General features: G+C 68.9%; 12 protein-coding genes. 4 read left to right on the forward strand and 8 right to left on the reverse strand.

Annotated features, from left to right (window positions below):
• Positions 1 to 24: 24 nt before the first annotated feature.
• The 7 genes from JNB62_RS00070 to JNB62_RS00100 all read right to left on the reverse strand — a co-directional run bounded on the left by JNB62_RS00070 (position 25) and on the right by JNB62_RS00100 (position 9,667).
• On the reverse strand, positions 25 to 2,106 hold the full coding sequence (locus tag JNB62_RS00070; protein WP_220298845.1) for a beta-galactosidase: 2,082 nt from the start codon (positions 2,104 to 2,106) through the stop codon (positions 25 to 27).
• 53 nt (positions 2,107 to 2,159) lie between these two features.
• Complete coding sequence (locus JNB62_RS00075; RefSeq protein WP_220298846.1) at positions 2,160 to 2,807, reverse strand: DUF624 domain-containing protein; 648 nt, start codon at positions 2,805 to 2,807, stop codon at positions 2,160 to 2,162.
• Between the two features lie 7 nt (positions 2,808 to 2,814).
• Positions 2,815 to 3,693, reverse strand: coding sequence for a carbohydrate ABC transporter permease (locus JNB62_RS00080; RefSeq protein ID WP_223230857.1), 879 nt, complete (start codon positions 3,691 to 3,693; stop codon positions 2,815 to 2,817).
• A gap of 47 nt (positions 3,694 to 3,740) precedes the next feature.
• A complete protein-coding gene (locus JNB62_RS00085) occupies positions 3,741 to 4,736 on the reverse strand; it encodes a carbohydrate ABC transporter permease (RefSeq protein ID WP_220298848.1) in 996 nt (331 codons plus the stop codon).
• A gap of 90 nt (positions 4,737 to 4,826) precedes the next feature.
• Positions 4,827 to 6,131, reverse strand: a complete 1,305-nt coding sequence (locus JNB62_RS00090; protein WP_220298849.1) for an ABC transporter substrate-binding protein — start codon at positions 6,129 to 6,131, stop codon at positions 4,827 to 4,829.
• 349 nt (positions 6,132 to 6,480) lie between these two features.
• On the reverse strand, positions 6,481 to 7,575 hold the full coding sequence (locus tag JNB62_RS00095; RefSeq protein ID WP_220298850.1) for a Gfo/Idh/MocA family protein: 1,095 nt from the start codon (positions 7,573 to 7,575) through the stop codon (positions 6,481 to 6,483).
• Between the two features lie 304 nt (positions 7,576 to 7,879).
• Positions 7,880 to 9,667: an ABC transporter ATP-binding protein gene (locus JNB62_RS00100; protein WP_220298851.1), complete on the reverse strand. Its 1,788-nt coding sequence runs from the start codon at positions 9,665 to 9,667 to the stop codon at positions 7,880 to 7,882.
• 50 nt (positions 9,668 to 9,717) lie between these two features.
• Between JNB62_RS00100 and JNB62_RS00105 the strand changes: the two genes are divergently transcribed.
• Positions 9,718 to 10,389 carry a rhamnogalacturonan acetylesterase gene (locus tag JNB62_RS00105; RefSeq protein ID WP_220298852.1) on the forward strand — a complete coding sequence of 224 codons (672 nt, stop codon included), beginning with the start codon at positions 9,718 to 9,720 and terminating at the stop codon, positions 10,387 to 10,389.
• Between the two features lie 18 nt (positions 10,390 to 10,407).
• Here the strand turns inward: JNB62_RS00105 and JNB62_RS00110 are convergent, their stop codons facing one another.
• Positions 10,408 to 11,415, reverse strand: coding sequence for a LacI family DNA-binding transcriptional regulator (locus JNB62_RS00110; RefSeq protein WP_220298853.1), 1,008 nt, complete (start codon positions 11,413 to 11,415; stop codon positions 10,408 to 10,410).
• A 281-nt stretch (positions 11,416 to 11,696) separates the two neighbouring features.
• Here JNB62_RS00110 and JNB62_RS00115 point away from each other — a divergent pair, with 281 nt between their 5' ends.
• From JNB62_RS00115 to JNB62_RS00125, 3 genes are read left to right on the forward strand one after another with little or no spacing between them, the layout of a single operon-like run.
• Positions 11,697 to 12,698 (forward strand): ABC transporter permease, encoded by a 1,002-nt coding sequence (locus JNB62_RS00115; RefSeq protein WP_220298854.1) that lies wholly within the window; start codon positions 11,697 to 11,699, stop codon positions 12,696 to 12,698.
• An 11-nt stretch (positions 12,699 to 12,709) separates the two neighbouring features.
• Positions 12,710 to 13,660 carry a carbohydrate ABC transporter permease gene (locus tag JNB62_RS00120; RefSeq protein ID WP_220298855.1) on the forward strand — a complete coding sequence of 317 codons (951 nt, stop codon included), beginning with the start codon at positions 12,710 to 12,712 and terminating at the stop codon, positions 13,658 to 13,660.
• A gap of 32 nt (positions 13,661 to 13,692) precedes the next feature.
• Complete coding sequence (locus JNB62_RS00125) at positions 13,693 to 15,441, forward strand: ABC transporter substrate-binding protein (protein ID WP_220298856.1); 1,749 nt, start codon at positions 13,693 to 13,695, stop codon at positions 15,439 to 15,441.
• Positions 15,442 to 15,489 lie beyond the last annotated feature (48 nt).

Consider the following 15,489-nt stretch of genomic DNA (forward strand, 5'->3'; position numbering starts at 1 on the left):
GCTCCGGTCTCGGTGGGTGGGGTTTCAGGGAAGGGTGACGGTGTGTGGAGCCGCAGCTGAGGCGGCGGGTTGCGCGGGCCGTGCGGGCGAGAGCACGAACGCGACGGCCTGCGGCTCGAGGGCGACGAGCCCGGTGTCGACGCCGGTCTCGGCATCCACTCCATCGATCTCGATCTCGACGCGCGCGTCGCCGTGGTTGATGAGGGTCACGAGGTCGCCGCGGCGCGCGGCCTCGACCCCGGCCGGCAGCCCCTCGACCACGGGACGGACTCCGGATGCCGCCACCACCGCGTCCACGACGGCACCGAGTCCGGCGCCCACGGGCTGCGTGGCCGTGTACCAGGCCTCGCCGGCGCCGAACGCGTGACGGGTCAGGGCGGGGGAGCCCGCGTTCGGGCCGGTGCGGAAGGTCGCCACGGCGTGGGCGGTCGTCGCGTGCACCGACTCGGCGACGAGCCGGCCGCGGTGGACCGCTCCGTCGAACGCGAACTCGACCGTGCCCGCCGCCGCCGCGGCGCGGGCCGCCTGCACGGCCTCGTCGTTCAGTGCGCCGACGCCGCTGCCCCCGGAAGAGGTTCCCGCCAGGGCGCCGAAGTCCTCGAACCGCAGCCCGAGCGCGTCGGCGAGCTGCGTGAGGAATCCGCCGTCGCGGAACTGGTCGTCGCCGTCGACGATGTCGGTGAACGGGCCGGTCAGCAGCGTGCCGCCGCCCTGGACGAACCCGGTGAGCGCTGCCGCGCCCTCATCGCGCAGCAGGTACAGCGCGGGTGCCACGACGAGGTCGTAGCCGAGGCGCGCCTCTTCGGGCGTGATGACGTCGACCTGGATGCCGCGCTCGTGGAACGCGCCGTACCACTCCAGCACCAGGGCGAGGTAGTCGATCTCGGTCGGGTGGTCGCGCTCCTCGACAGCCCACCAGTTCTCCCAGTCGAACACGAGCCCGACGTGCGCGTCGCGACCCGGCGCCGGAAGCGGCGGCAGCGCGGCCAGGCGCGCGCCGAGCTCGGTGACGGCTCCCCATGTGCGGGTCTGAGTGCCGGCGTGGGGGAGCATCGCCGAGTGGAACTTCTCGCTGCCGGCGCGGGACTGCCGCCACTGGAAGAACATGATGCCGTCGGCGCCGCGCGCCACGGACTGCGCCGTCTCGGCCATGAGGGCTCCGGGCCGCTTGCCGGGGTTCGCGGGACGCCAGTTGACGGCGTCCGTCGCCTGCTCCCACAGCAGCCACGGCGTGCCCGGCTTCAGCGACCGGATGAGGTCGCGCTGGAACGCGGCATCCCTCACGCGGTTCGGATTCGCCGGATCGGGGTAGCAGTCGTCGGCGATCACGTCCATGTGCGGCGCCCACTTGCGGTAGTCGGCCGGCTTGAACGGACCCATGAAGTTCGTGGTGATCGGCTGGGTCGCGCCGGCCTCGAGCAGGATCTCGCGCTCCATGAGGTAGCACTCCAGCAGCATGTCGCTCGTGAAGCGGCGCCAGTCGAGCATCGAGGACGGGTTGTGGCTGTACGGCGCGAGGCGCGGCGGGAAGACCTCGTCGAACGCGCCGTACCGCTGGGACCAGAAGCTCGTGCCCCACGCGTCGTTGAGCGCGTCGATCGTCGCGTACCGGTTCCGCAGCCAGACGCGGTAGGCGTCGCGCGCGGCATCCGAGAAGTCCATCCACAGGTGGCAGCCGAACTCGTTGCCCACGTGCCACATCACGACGGCGGGGTGGTGCGCGTACCGCTCGGCGAGGCGACGCACCAGCTCACCGGCCAGGCGCCGGTAGGTCGGCGACGACGGTGCGAAGTGCTGCCGGCTGCCCGGCCAGTACGACGCGCCCGACTCGTCGGCCGGCAGCGTCTCGGGATAGGTCGCGCTGACCCACGGCGGAGGAGAGGCGGTCGCCGTCGCGAGATTCACCGCGATGCCGCCGGCGTGCAGCTTCTCGATCACGGTGTCGAGCCATGCGAAGTCCCACACGTCCTCGGCGGGCTGGATGCGCGACCACGCGAAGATGCCGAGGCTCACGATGTTGACGCCGGCCTCCTTCATGAGGCGGACGTCCTCGTCCCACACCTCCTCCGGCCACTGGTCGGGGTTGTAGTCGGCGCCGTACAGCACGTCGAGCAGCTCCTTCGGTGAATCGGAGGCGGGGATCGGGGGAGTGTGCCGCGTCAGCGGCGGGTGCGGCGCGCCGGGATGGCGACGACCGCGAGGGCCGAGCAGCCCAGACCGGCGATGATGAGCGGCGCCAGCATCCACGTGACGACACCCGTCAGCACGGCAGCGACCGCGAAGTACACGGCGCCGAGCGGGTCGCCCGCGATGACCGCCGGGATGCCGCGGACGGCCGGGCGCCAGCCGGTCTCGGGGGTCCACGCCCCCGCCGCGGCCAGCAGCGCCACCGCGCCGACCACGAGACCGGCCCAGCCGATCACGCCGATGAGCGCACCGCCGGGCAGCGCCCCGGTGTTGGCCAGCACGATGTCGAGCGCCAGCACGACGGCGATGACCGTTGCGGCGAGACCCACGACGACGCCGCCGGGCAGCGCCTTGCGCCAGTCCGCCCAGAAGTCGCGCGTGTGGGACTGCTCGGCGTTCACGTACCGGCGGAGGTGACGGATGCCGGCGGCCAGTGCCGCCGGCAGCGTCACGACCAGCAGACCGCCGACGGTGATGAGCAGACCGGTCAGCAGCACCTCGCCGAACAGCGCGAACGCCCCCTTGGCGCCCGGGTAGCGGGCCGGCTCGCGCTCTTCGAGCGTGGGCCCGCTGCCCGAGGCATCGGCTCGGCGTGCGGCGCGCAGTTGACGGCGGTCCATGGCGGTGTCAGCCCTTCAGGCCCTGGGTGGCGACGCCGTCGACGAGGAACCGCTGGAACACGATGAAGAACAGCAGCACCGGGACGAGGGCGACGAAGGATGCCGTCACGGTGGCGCCGTAGTCGGCACCGCCCGACGAGGCGTCGTTGTAGAGGCGCAGCGCGATGGGCAGCGGGTAGTTCTCGGGGCTCGTGAGGTAGAGCAGGGGTCCGAGGAAGTCGTTCCACTCCCAGATGAAGGCGAAGATCGCGCATGTGATGAGTGCGGGCTTGATCAGCGGCAGGATGATCGACCAGAAGATCCGGAAGTGGCCGGCGCCGTCGATGCGGGCGGCCTCGTCCATGTCGCGGGGCATCTGCCGCATGAACTGCACGAGCAGGAACACGAAGAACGCGCCGGTGGCGAGGAACTTCGGCAGGATCAGCGGGATGTACGTGTCGACCCAGCCGAGCTGGTTGAAGATGATGTACTGCGGGATGATCACGACGTGGAACGGCAGCAGCAGCGTGCCGATCATCGCGGCGAAGAAGATCCCGAGGCCCTTGAACTGCACGCGGGCGAACGCGTACGCGGCCAGGGCCGACGACAGCAGCGTGCCGACGACGGCGGCGACCGACAGGATGAGCGAGTTCAGGAAGAACCGCCACATCGGCACGCCGGCGATGCCCTCCATCACCTTGGCGTAGTTGCCGAAGTACCAGTTCTCGGGCAGCAGGCCGGTGTTCTGCCCGAACTCGGAGTTGGGCTTGAACGTCGACAGGAACAGCCACACGAGCGGGTACAGCACGACCGCGGTGATGGCCAGCAGCACGACGAGCCAGATCACGGTCTGCCACGTCTTGCGCTTCACGCGGCGCCGGGGTGCGGCCGGGGTCGCCGGCATCATCTCCTGCTCGATGGTCTCCATCGTGCCGTCGGTGAAGGATGCGGAGGTCATCGGTCGTCTCCTGCGTAGTGGACCCACGATTTCTGGGTGCGGAAAAGGATGAAGGCGATGATGGCGACGACGATGAGCAGGACCCACGCGATCGCGGCCGCATAACCCATCTGGCCGTCGGAGAAGCCGCGCTTGTAGAGGTAGACGGTGATGAAGTTGGTCATGCCCGCGGGGCCGCCGGTGCCGTTGGAGATGATGTACGCCGAGGTGAACACCTGGAAGGCGCCGATGAGGCCCAGCAGCAGGTTGAAGAAGATCACCGGCGAGAGCATCGGGATCGTGACGGCGCGGAAGCGACGCCAGGCGCCTGCGCCGTCCATCTCGGCCGCTTCGTAGAGCTCCTTGGGGATCTGCTTGAGGCCGGCCAGGAAGATCACCATGGTCGAGCCGAACTGCCACACGTGCAGCAGGATCATCATCGGGAGGATCATGGCGGGGTTGCCGATCCAGCCGCCGATGTCGATGCCGAAGAACGACAGCGAGTTGTCGACGGGACCGTCGGTCGAGAACATGGCACGCCACACGATGGCGACGCTCACCGATCCGCCGATGAGGGACGGGGCGTAGAAGGCCGAGCGGAAGAAGCCGGCGCCCTGGTCGCGGAAGTTCAGCAGCATCGCCACGGCGAGGGCCGCGGCCATCGTGATCGGGGTGCCGATGAACACGTACACGAGCGTGATCTGAGCCGACTGGATGAAGACCGGGTCGTCGGTGAACATCCGGATGTAGTTGTCCAGCCCGATCCACTTCGGCGGCTGGAAGATGTTGTACCGCGTGAACGACAGGTACAGCGAGTACACCATCGGGATCGCGGTCAGGCCGAAGAAGCCGAGAAGCCACGGGCTCAGGAACGCGTAGCCGGCCGCGGTCTCACGACGCGAGCGCGCACGCTGCCCAGGACGCTGGAAGGTGTTCTCGGGGCGGCGGGTGCGCCGCAGCGGGCGCTTGGCGGGGCGATCGGTGACGATGACTCTCGTCGCTGTCGTGCTCACCTCGGCTCCTTTCTAAGACTGACGGCTGCGTCAGGTCGGGTGGGTCGGGGCGCTGCGGGGCCGGCGTGCACCGGCCCCGCAGCGAGGGTGTCACTGGTTGATGACCGTGTCCATCTCGGAGAAGAACTGCGAGACGGCGTCGTCGACCGAGATCGTGCCGTAGCCGAGCTCCTGGCCGATCTCGAGGAACTTCTGCTCGAGCGTGCCGTAGCCGTTGATCGGGACGGGCGGTGCGTCGCCCAGGCGGTCGGTGATCGAGGCCTCGTAGTCCTTGATCTGCTGGGCGATCGGGTCGAGGTTGGCAGCCTCGAGCGCCGTCTCGGAGGCGGGCAGACCGCGGTTGGTGCCGAAGATCTCACCGGACTCGGGCGAGTTGATGAGGAAGTTGACCAGCGTCGCCGCGGCCTCGGGGTGCTTCGTCTTGGCCGACACGGCCTCGAGCATCGAGGGCTTGAGGTACAGGTCCTTCGCGCCCTCCTCGGTGATCGGCGGCGCGACGAGGTTCAGCTCGGTGTATCCCTCGCCGAGGTTCGCGAGGTAGCCGGCGCCGAAGTTGTCCCACGTGAGCTCGGACGCGGTCTTTCCGGCGTCGAAGCCCGACAGCGGCTTGATCTCTTCGAGCGTCTGCTGCGGGATGCCGATGCCGTCGCGGATGTCCTGCCCCTGCTCCCAGAAGGCCTTGAGGTCCTTCTCGGTGAAGTTCGGCTCGCCGTCCTCGGTGAAGAGGTCCTCGCCCTTGGCGCGCTGCTGCACCTCGAAGTTCTGGATGCGACCGGTGTAGTCGGTGCCGCCGTAGATCGAGCCTGCGCCCGCGTCGGTCACCTCGCTCATCCAGTCGGTGTAGTCCTCCCACGTGCCGCCCTCGAAGTCGTCGACGCCGACGGTCTCGAGCAGCTTCGGGTTCGTGAACAGGCCCCACGCGTTGGTGGAGGTCGGGATCGCCGTGGTCTGGTCGTTCACGACGCCGATGTCGAGGATGTTCTGGGGCAGCGGGTCGGTCTCGATGATGTTGCCGAGGTACGGGTTGAGGTCGAGCAGCAGGCCGTTCTCGGAGTACTGGCGCAGGTACGAGTAGTCGAACTGCATGACGTCGGGAAGCCCGCCGCCGGCAGCCTCGGTCTGGCGCTTCTCCCAGTACGAGGGGAAGTCGAGGAACGACGTGTTCACCGTGATGTTGGGGTACTGCTCCTCGAACGCGTCGATGACCTGGTTGTACAGGTCGGCGCGGACGTCGTTGCCCCAGAACGACATGTTCAGGGTGACCTTCTCATCCGGGTCGAGCGTCGGGGTCGCGTCGGGGCTCGCGCTCCCGCTGCCGCCGGCGCAGCCGGCGAGGACCAGCGCGGCGCCTGCGGCAGCTGCGGTGGCCATGAATGCACGCTTCTTGCTGAACATCCTTGTCCTCTCTTGAACGTCTGTGTCCGTCGTTCCGCGCAGACGTTCCGTTGTCTGTGTGTGCGGGGTTGGGCGCATCCCTCGGTGCGGGTCAGCGGTGCTGGAAAGCGCTTGCCCGCAACGGTACCCCGTCGAAAAACGTTTCGCAAGATGTGAGCGCGAGAAATTAGAACGATTCAGTAACGGGGATGCCGGCACGACTGTGCCCGGTCCCAGTCTGCCTCATGACGCCGGGGCGAGAAGGCCCTGACCCCTCGCCCGTCCGCGCGATGCTTCGGGCGACGGACCCTGTGACTACCCGGGCGTGGTCACGCGATGTGCGCCGCCCGAGCGCCGCGCGTGCCGCGTGCTACCGGCTGGGTCGCAGGTCGATGACGGCGCTCGCGAAGCTGGTGCGGTGGGTCGGGTGCGCGGCGAGGTCGGCCGGCGTGATGACCGCGCCGTCCGCGTCGGCCGAGGCGTACACTGCGGCGACGATCTCGATCGACCGCGCGGGGGAGTCCGCCACCGGCGGCAGCGGCGACCCGCTCCGCAGCGCGTCGAACACCTCGCGCAGCAGCGGCTCGTGCCCGCTGCGCTCCTCGGCCTCGGGCAGCGCCCACGTCGCAGCCTCGGCGTCGTCGATGTGCGGCGCAGGCGTGATGCGCCAGTTCTCGTGCCCGTGGCCGTAGAGGTGGTCGACGGTGATCGTGGCCTTCTCGGTGTCGATGCGCACCGTGCTCACCTCGCGCGGCGAGAGCGTGCTCGAGACCATCTGCGCCACGACGCCGCCGTCGAACACGATCGTCGCCGTCGACACGTCCTCGGTCTGCGTCTCGCGGTCGAGCCGCCACAGCCGCCCTTCGACGCGCGTCCAGTCGCCGAGCAGGAAGGCCAGCAGGTCGATCTGGTGGATCGCATGACCGAGGGTCGTCCCGCCGCCCTCCGTCTCCCACTTGCCGCGCCACGGCACGGCGAAGTAGTCCGCGCCGCGGTACCAGAGCGTCTGGCACTGGGCGACCAGCGGACGCCCGAAGGCGCCCGCGTCGAGCAGCCGCTTGACGTGGGCGGCGGCCGTGCCGGTGCGCTGCTGGAAGACGACGGCGAGCTCACGGCCCGCCGCCGTGGCGGCCTCGGTCATCTGCTGCAGCTCGTCCAGCGACGGCGCCGGCGGCTTCTCGACGATGACGTGCGCTCCGGCGGCGAAAGCGGCGAGGGTCTGCGCGGGGTGCGCCCCGGGCGGCGTGCAGATGAGCACGACGTCGGGGTGCTCGGCGGCGAGCAGGCTGTCGAGGTCGTCGTAGACGGCGGGGATGCCGTGCCGCTCTGCGAAGGCGTCGGCGGACGCGCGCGACAGGTCCGTCGCCGCGACGAGCTCGGCGTGCGGGTACGCCGCGACCGCCTCCGCGTGCAGGCGGGCGATCGCGCCGGTGCCGACGATGGCGCAGCGGAGGGTGTCGGTCACGGGTGCTCCCTGTGCGGGTCGGGTTGTGGAGAGTGGATGCCGGGCCCCCGGCATCCACTCTCTCAGGGTATTCCGATCAGGCGGAAAGCGCTATCCGGTCGCGGCGACCGCCCCACTTGGCGGTCCGAATACCGGACTCCGCGCCCCTTTCCGGAGCAGGCGGCCCGGATGCTCCGGAAAACAGCGGATCGTCCGATATTCGGAGCGGCCGAAGAGGGCCGGGCCGGTGCACTGCAAGCCGGGGACAGCGCGGCGGCGGGGCTCCGGCGCAGGAGGGGAAGGGGAGGGATGCCGGCGGCTGCGGTCAGTGCGGCAGCCCGGCCTGGCTCGCGTGCAGGTGGGCGTAGCGTCCGTTCGCGGCGAGGAGGGCGTCGTGACCGCCGACCTCGACGACCTCGCCGTGCTCGAGGACGACGATGCGGTCGGCCTGGCGGATGGTCGACAGGCGGTGGGCGACCACGAGCGTCGTGCGGCCCTTCATGAGGCGGTTGAGCGCCTCTTTCACGAGTTCCTCGGACTCGGGATCGAGCGCTGAGGTGGCCTCGTCGAGCAGCAGGATGCGCGGGTCGCGCACGAGCGCACGGGCGATCGCGAGGCGCTGGCGCTGACCGCCCGACAGCCGCGCGCCGCGCTCGCCGACGACGGTGTCCCAGCCGTCGGGGAGGGCGTCGACGAACTCCGCCGCGTTGGCGTCGCGGAGAGCGGCGCGCAGCCGCTCGTCCGACACGTCGTCGAGGCCGTACGCGATGTTCTCGCGGATCGTGCCCTCGAACAGCACCGACTCCTGCGGCACGACCGACACCGAGCGGCGGACGGTGCGCAGGTCCAGGTCCTGCATGTCGTCGCCGTCCAGCAGGATGCGCCCCGACGTCGGCCGCACGAAGCCCAGCACGAGATTGAGCATCGTCGACTTGCCCGACCCGGACGAGCCGACGAACGCCACCGTCTCGCCGGGCTCGATGTCGAGCGACACGTCGTGCACGGCATCGCGGTCGGCGCCGGCGTACCGGTGCGTCACGTGCTGCAGCTCGAGGTGGCCGCCCACGTGCGAGACGGAGCGCTTGCCCTCGTTCTGCTCGAGGTCGGGCTCCTGCAGCACCTCCGAGATGGAGCGCATCGACTCCAGCCCGCGGGCGCCGACCGGGATCAGCATGAGCAGCTGCGTGAGGCCCTGCGTCAGCAGCGTGAAGTACGACGACAGCAGCACCACCTCGCCCGGCGTGATGGGCAGGATGCCGGTGAGCGCGAAGACCGCCGCGAGCACGAGGCAGCCGAGGCCGAGCAGCTGCATCGCGACCCACGAGATCGACGCGACGTGACCGTTCAGCAGGTCGAGCTCGTAGCCCGCACGGCGCACGCCGTCGGCGCCGGCCTGCACGCGCGAGACGGCGGTGCTCTCCAGTCCGTGCGCGCGGGTCACCGGGATGAGCGACGCCATCTCGCCCACGCGCGCGGCGAACCCCTCGACCTCGCGCCGGAACACCTCGTTGCGGGCGCGGGAGCGGCGGCTGAGGCTGCTGCGCAGCACGAGCGCGATCGGCACCGCGAGGGCGTACACGGGAAGGAACTGCGGCACCGCGATCGCGGTCATGACGATGGCACCGACGAGCACCATGGTCGACGACAGCAGGGGGTGCGTCACCTGCTGCAGCATGAGCTCGACGTTCTCGACGTCGCGGACGACCTTCGTCTGCACGATCGACGAGCTGACGCGGGTGTGGTAGCCGATCGACAGGCTCTGCAGCCGCGCCGCGAGGGCGTTGCGCAGATCCGCGCCGGTGTCGCGCACGACGCGCATGAAGTTGCGCGTGTACACCATGTGCATCGGGTAGTTCTGGATCAGCAGCACGGCCGCCACGCCGAACCAGATGAGCACCGTCGACACCTCGCCGCCGGTGGCCACGAGGTCGATGATCCTCGCCGTCACGACGGGCAGGAACCACAGCGGGATCTCTTTGCACGCGAACGCGAGCACGGCGAGGATCATGCGCCCGGGCCGCCGTGCCAGCAGCTTGAGCACCGAGCGGCCGGGGCGGGGGGTCTGCGCGATGCCGATGACGCGGATCGCGCCGGTAAACGCTTTCTGCGCCATGATGGCAATGGTATCGAGGGACGCCGCCATCCGATGCAGAAAGGCTCACGATGACGTATCACCTGGCCGGGGACTCGACGGTCGCACCCGCCAAGCCCGAAGAGCTGCCCATGACCGGGTGGGGCTCGTACATCGAGCCCGTCGTCGAGGCGCGGGTGCGCAACCTCGCCTACGGCGGCGCGACGACCGAGTCCTTCCTCGCCGACGGCTCGTGGGCGCGCCTGCTCGAGGGCGTCGAGCCGGGCGACACGGTGGTCATCCAGTTCGGGCACAACGACCAGAAGCTCCCCGAGCTCGACGCCCGCGGCGGCTACACGGACCGGCTGCGCCGGATGGTCCGGGATGCCGCCGACCGGGGCGCGTCGGTCGTGCTGTGCACCTCGGTGGAGCGTCGGTGGTTCGACGGCGACAGGGTCACGCCCACCCACGGCGACTATCCCAATGCGGTGCGCGACCTGGCCCAGGAGCTGGACGTGCCGCTCATCGACCTCACGGTGTTCACGACATGGCTCTACGAGGATCTCGGGGCCGCGGCATCCACTTCTCTGCTGTCGCACTTCGCGCCGGGCGAGCACCCGGTCTGGCCGGACGGACTGGCCGACGACACGCACTTCCGTGAGGAGGATGCCCGCCGCATCGCGGCGTTCGTCGGCCGGTCGCTGCGCGCGATCGAGCGGCGGGACGGCGACCTGCCCGCCCGAGGCTCGCAGCTCGTCAGCTGAGCGGACGCCGCCGTGGGGTCAGCCGCCGGTCGACGCGCGCACCACCAGCTCGGGCTGGTAGACCACGTTGCCCAGGCCGGAGCCCGCCGTCCCCGCGATGCGCGCGAGCAGCATCTCGGCCGCCGTGCGGCCCATCTCGCGGGCCGGCTGACGGACCGATGTGAGCGGCACGCCTGCGATCGCGGCGAACTCGATGTCGTCGTAGCCGACGACCGCGACGTCGTCCGGCACCCGCACGCCGCGCGAAATGAGTCCGTGGACGAGGCCGATGGCCAGATGGTCGTTCGACGCGACCACGCCGTCGGGGCGGTCGGCGGGGGAGCGGGCGGCCAGCTGCGCGCCGAACGCGAGGCCGAGCTCGGAGGTCGTGCGGTGGGTCCAGATGCGTTCCAGCGTCGCACCCGGGTGCGCGGCGACGGCGAGCTCGGCGCCGTGCAGCCGCTCCCGAACCTGGCGCACCTCTTCGCGTGCGCCCACGAACGCGAGACGGCGACGACCGCTCGCGAGCAGGTGCTCCGCCGCCAGGCGGCCGCCGGCCACGTCGTCGAACGACACCGAGGGCAGCTCGCCGGTGTCGTCGACCGCGTCGACGAGGACGACCGGGATGCCGCGGCCTCGCAGCCGCTGCAGCCACGGTTCGAGGGGGCCGAACGGGCTGACCAGAGCGCCCTCGACCTGAACGCGCTCGAAGAGCTCGAGGTGATCGCGCTCCTTGGCGATGTCGTCGCTGGAGTTGCCGACGAGGATGCGCAGGCCCGCTGCCGATGCCGCATCCTCGGCGCCGGCGACCATGTCGGCGAAGAACGGGTTGGCGATGTTGATGACGGTCATGCCGAGGAGGCCCGACCGGCCGGCTCGGAGCTGCTGCGCGGCCTGCAGCGGCACATAGCCGAGCTGGTCGGCGGCGGAGCGCACGCGGACCACCAGCCGATCGCTCACCAGATGCGGCCGGTTCAGCGCGTTCGAGACGGTGCTGATCGACACCCCGGCGCGCTCGGCGACATCCCGGATGCCGATGCGCTTCATGACGACATGGTATGCGCTTTCCCTGCGCGAGGGGGTCGAGTGCGGAGCGCTCCCATCGTTATCGCGGCGTTACGAGAAAGCATTTGACGAATCCCACCGGCGCGCCTACTCTTCAATCGAAGCGGTTCGACATCGAAGCGGTTCGACACGAACCCGGAACCCGCTCGGCCCCACGGGCACCGATGCGAGCGGCACCCACGTACACGAAGGAGTGACATGGAACGACGTCATGCTCACCCGACGGCGCCCTTCGCGGGAGCCGCAGCCGAGGGCCCCATCCGATGACCACGCAGGCGCAGGCCCAGACGGTCATCCAGGAGGCGACGGTCCGCGGGCTGGAGACCAACTCCAAGAAGCGGCGCGGGCGGCGTCTGCGGCCCGCCGGCAGCCGGACGTCGTTCACCCTGTTCCTCTGGATCCTGCCCTTCCTCGTCCTGGCGTTCCTGTTCTCGTACCTGCCGCTCTACGGCTGGGTGTACTCGCTGTACGACTACAAGCCCGCGCTCGGCCTCGAGGGCAGCGAGTTCGTGGGCCTGCAGTGGTTCCAGATGCTGGTGAGCTCGCCGACGCAGATGGCGCAGATCGGGCAGGTGCTGCTGAACACCCTCGCCATCAGCTTCCTCGGCATCGCGACATCGATCCTGCCGCTGTTCTTCGCGATCTTCCTCAACGAGATCAAGGCGCCGTGGTTCCGCAACTCGGTGCAGACGCTCACGTCGCTCCCCAACTTCATCTCGTGGGTGCTCGTGTACATGATCGCCTTCTCGCTGTTCTCCAGCTCGGGCCTGGTCAACGACGTGCTCATGGACTCCGGGCTCATCACGACGCCGGTGAAGTTCCTCGACACCGACCAGAACGTGTGGATCACCATGACGCTCTGGAGCATCTGGAAGGGGCTCGGCTGGGGTGCGATCATCTACCTCGCCGCGATCGCGGGCATCGATCAGTCGCTGTACGAGTCGGCCCGCATCGACGGCGCCGGCCGCTTCCAGCTCATGCGGCACATCACGCTGCCGCAGCTGATGCCCACCTACCTCGTGCTGCTCCTGCTGTCGATCGCCAACATCCTCAACAACGGCATGGAGCAGTACTACGTGTTCCAGAACGCGTTCAACAAGCAGTGGATCCAGGTGCTCGACCTGTACGTCTACAACATCGGCATGACCGGCAACAGCCTGTCGATGGCCACCGCGATCGGCATGCTCAAGAGCATCATCTCGGTCGCCCTCCTGCTCACCGTCAACGCGGTCTCCAAGCGCGTCCGCGGCGAATCGATCGTCTGAGGGGCGCTGCCATGACCATGACGAAGACCCTCACGACCGCCAAGCGCGGCGACACGTCGGCCCGCTACCGCGCGTCCGCCGGCGACCACGTGTTCCGCGGCGCGAACTACCTGCTGTTCGCCGTGTTCGCGGTGATCTGCGCATACCCCTTCTACTACCTGATCATCAACTCCGTCAGCGCCAACGACGTGTCGGCGCTCGGCGACGTGCGGCTGTGGCCGGTCGGCTTCCACCTGTCGAACTACGCCCAGGTGTTCTCGCTGCCCGGACTGCCGCTGGCGACCGTCGTCAGCGTGGGCCGCACCGTGCTCGGCACGACCCTGACGGTGCTGGCATCCGGGTTCCTCGGGTTCATGTTCACGCAGACGCGGATGTGGGGCCGCAAGTTCTGGTACCGCTTCCTCATCATCACGATGTACTTCAGCGCGGGCCTCATCCCGGTGTTCATCATCATGAAGACGCTCGGGCTCACCAACAACTTCTGGGTGTACGTGCTGCCGTTCGTGGTGCAGCCCTTCAACGTGATCCTCGCCAAGACGTACGTCGAGTCGATGCCGAAAGAGCTGCAGGAGGCCGCCGAGATGGACGGCGCCAACATCCTGCAGGTGTTCTTCCGCGTCTACCTGCCGAACATGACGCCGATCCTCGCGACCATCGCCATCTTCAGCGCAGTGACGCAGTGGAACAGCTTCCAGGACACGCTGATCTACATCACCGACCAGAGCCTGTATACGCTGCAGTACCTGCTCTACATGTTCATCAACCAGGCCTCGAGCCTCGCGCAGGCGGCGCAGAACGCCGGTGGCAACCTCGGTCAGATCGCCAGCGTAGCCACCGACCAGACACCCACCTCGATACGCATGACCGTGTCGGTGCTCGTCGTGCTGCCCATCATCTTCATCTACCCCCTGTTCCAGCGCTTCTTCGTGAAGGGCATCATGCTGGGCGCCGTCAAGGGTTGACAGCGGCCGAGCACCACCGAGAAAGGAAAGCAATGAAGCTGCGAAAGAAGGTGTCCCTCGCCCTCGTGGCGCTCCTCGCCGCGGGATCACTCGCCTCGTGCAGTGCGGGCGGCGACTCCGACCAGGGCGCGATCGACAAGTTCCCCGAGAAGTGGGACAAGGAGATCACGATCGACGTCTTCGACGGCCTGGCGAACTACATGGGCGTGCAGCAGGGCTGGTTCGCGAAGCTGGTCGAAGACAAGTTCAACATGAAGCTGAACATCATCGCCCCGAACGTCGCCGGGGGCGGTGACACCCTCTACAACACGCGCGTCGCGGCCGGCGACCTCGGCGATCTCATCATCACCGACAAGGGCCAGAAGCTCGACGAGCTCATCGAGGGCGGCCTCGTCGCCGATGCGTCGAACTACTACCCCGCGATGAAGAACCTCGAGACCTACGACACCGCTGTGCAGCACCTCAACGACGGCAAGGACGGCGTCTACGGGTTCCCCTCGACCCTGTCGACCCTGAAGCCCACCGACCCGTCCGAGGGTCTGGACCCCACGTTCGGCGCGTACATGCGGTGGGACTACTACAAAGAGCTCGGCTACCCCGAGGTCGGCACGCTCGAAGACCTGCTCCCCATCCTGAAGCAGATGCAGGAGGCGCACCCCGTCGCCGACAACGGCCAGCCCACCTACGGCTTCTCGCTGTTCAAGGACTGGGACGGCAACATGATGGTCACGGCGAAGCAGCCGGCCACCTACTACGGCTACGACGAGCTCGGGTTCGTGCTCGCCAAGGCCGACGGCTCGGACTACCAGAGCATCCTCGACCCCGACGGCGAGTACATGCGCAACCTCAAGCTGTACTTCGACGCCAACCAGCTGGGCCTGGTCGACCCCGAGTCGACGACGCAGAACTACGACACCCTGTTCTCGAAGATGCAGGCCGGCCAGGTGCTGTTCTCGTGGTGGCCGTGGCTGGGGCAGTCGGCGTTCAACACCGATCCCAACATGCAGGCCGGCAAGGGCTTCGAGATGGTGCCGCTGGGCGATCAGAACATCTTCTCGTACGGCGCCGAGGCGTACGGCGGCAAGCAGGTCTTCGCGATCGGCTCCAAGGCCGAGGACCCTGAGCGCATCGCCGCCTTCATCGACTGGCTGTACTCGTCCGAGGGCGCGTACGCCAACAGCAGCCAGACCGGCGGCACGGCGGGCCCGCAGGGCCTCACGTGGGACGTGAACGACGCGGGCGAGCCCGAGCTGACCGAGTTCGGCTACCAGCAGTTCCTCGGCGGCGGTGCGACCGTGCCCGAGGAGTGGGGCGGCGGCAAGTACGAGGACGGCGTCTCGGCGCTCAACCTCAGCGCGGTGCTGCCGAAGCAGGTCGACCCCGAGACCGGCTATCCGTACAGCTACACGTTCTGGCCGACCTACCAGGCCAAGATCGCCAACCCGCTGACCGAGGACTGGTCGGCCAAGATGGGCGGCGCGACCTCGACGATGGAGTACCTGACGACGAACGACGAGCTGCTCGTCGCTCCGGGCGCCAGCTACGCGGCTCCGGCCGACCCGTCCGACATCGAGGCGCTGCGCAACCAGGTCAAGGAGATCATCAAGCAGTACTCGTGGCAGATGGTCTTCGCCGAGAACGAGTCGCAGTTCGAGTCGCTCCGCGACGAGCTCGTCTCGACGGCGGAGGGCCTCGGCTACGACAAGGTGCTCGAGTTCGACATGGACAACGCGAAGGCGCAGAACGACGCCCGCATCGCGGTGACCAAGGCCTTCGACTGACGCCTGCCTGACACGGAGGGCTCGGGATGCGGCATCCCGAGCCCTCTT

The sequence above is a fragment of the Microbacterium jejuense genome (assembly GCF_019511665.1).
GTDB lineage: Bacteria > Actinomycetota > Actinomycetes > Actinomycetales > Microbacteriaceae > Microbacterium > Microbacterium jejuense_A.

Excerpts from the sequence above, each read along its gene's own strand:
- JNB62_RS00115 (WP_220298854.1), top strand. The coding sequence starts at position 11,697 with ATGACCACGCAGGCGCAGGCCCAGACGGTCATCCAGGAGGCGACGGTC.
- JNB62_RS00080 (WP_223230857.1), bottom strand. The coding sequence starts at position 3,693 with ATGATGCCGGCGACCCCGGCCGCACCCCGGCGCCGCGTGAAGCGCAAG.
- JNB62_RS00120 (WP_220298855.1), top strand. The coding sequence starts at position 12,710 with ATGACCATGACGAAGACCCTCACGACCGCCAAGCGCGGCGACACGTCG.
- JNB62_RS00090 (WP_220298849.1), bottom strand. The coding sequence starts at position 6,131 with ATGTTCAGCAAGAAGCGTGCATTCATGGCCACCGCAGCTGCCGCAGGC.
- JNB62_RS00105 (WP_220298852.1), top strand. The coding sequence starts at position 9,718 with ATGACGTATCACCTGGCCGGGGACTCGACGGTCGCACCCGCCAAGCCC.
- JNB62_RS00075 (WP_220298846.1), bottom strand. The coding sequence starts at position 2,807 with ATGGACCGCCGTCAACTGCGCGCCGCACGCCGAGCCGATGCCTCGGGC.
- JNB62_RS00125 (WP_220298856.1), top strand. The coding sequence starts at position 13,693 with ATGAAGCTGCGAAAGAAGGTGTCCCTCGCCCTCGTGGCGCTCCTCGCC.
- JNB62_RS00100 (WP_220298851.1), bottom strand. The coding sequence starts at position 9,667 with ATGGCGCAGAAAGCGTTTACCGGCGCGATCCGCGTCATCGGCATCGCG.
- JNB62_RS00110 (WP_220298853.1), bottom strand. The coding sequence starts at position 11,415 with ATGAAGCGCATCGGCATCCGGGATGTCGCCGAGCGCGCCGGGGTGTCG.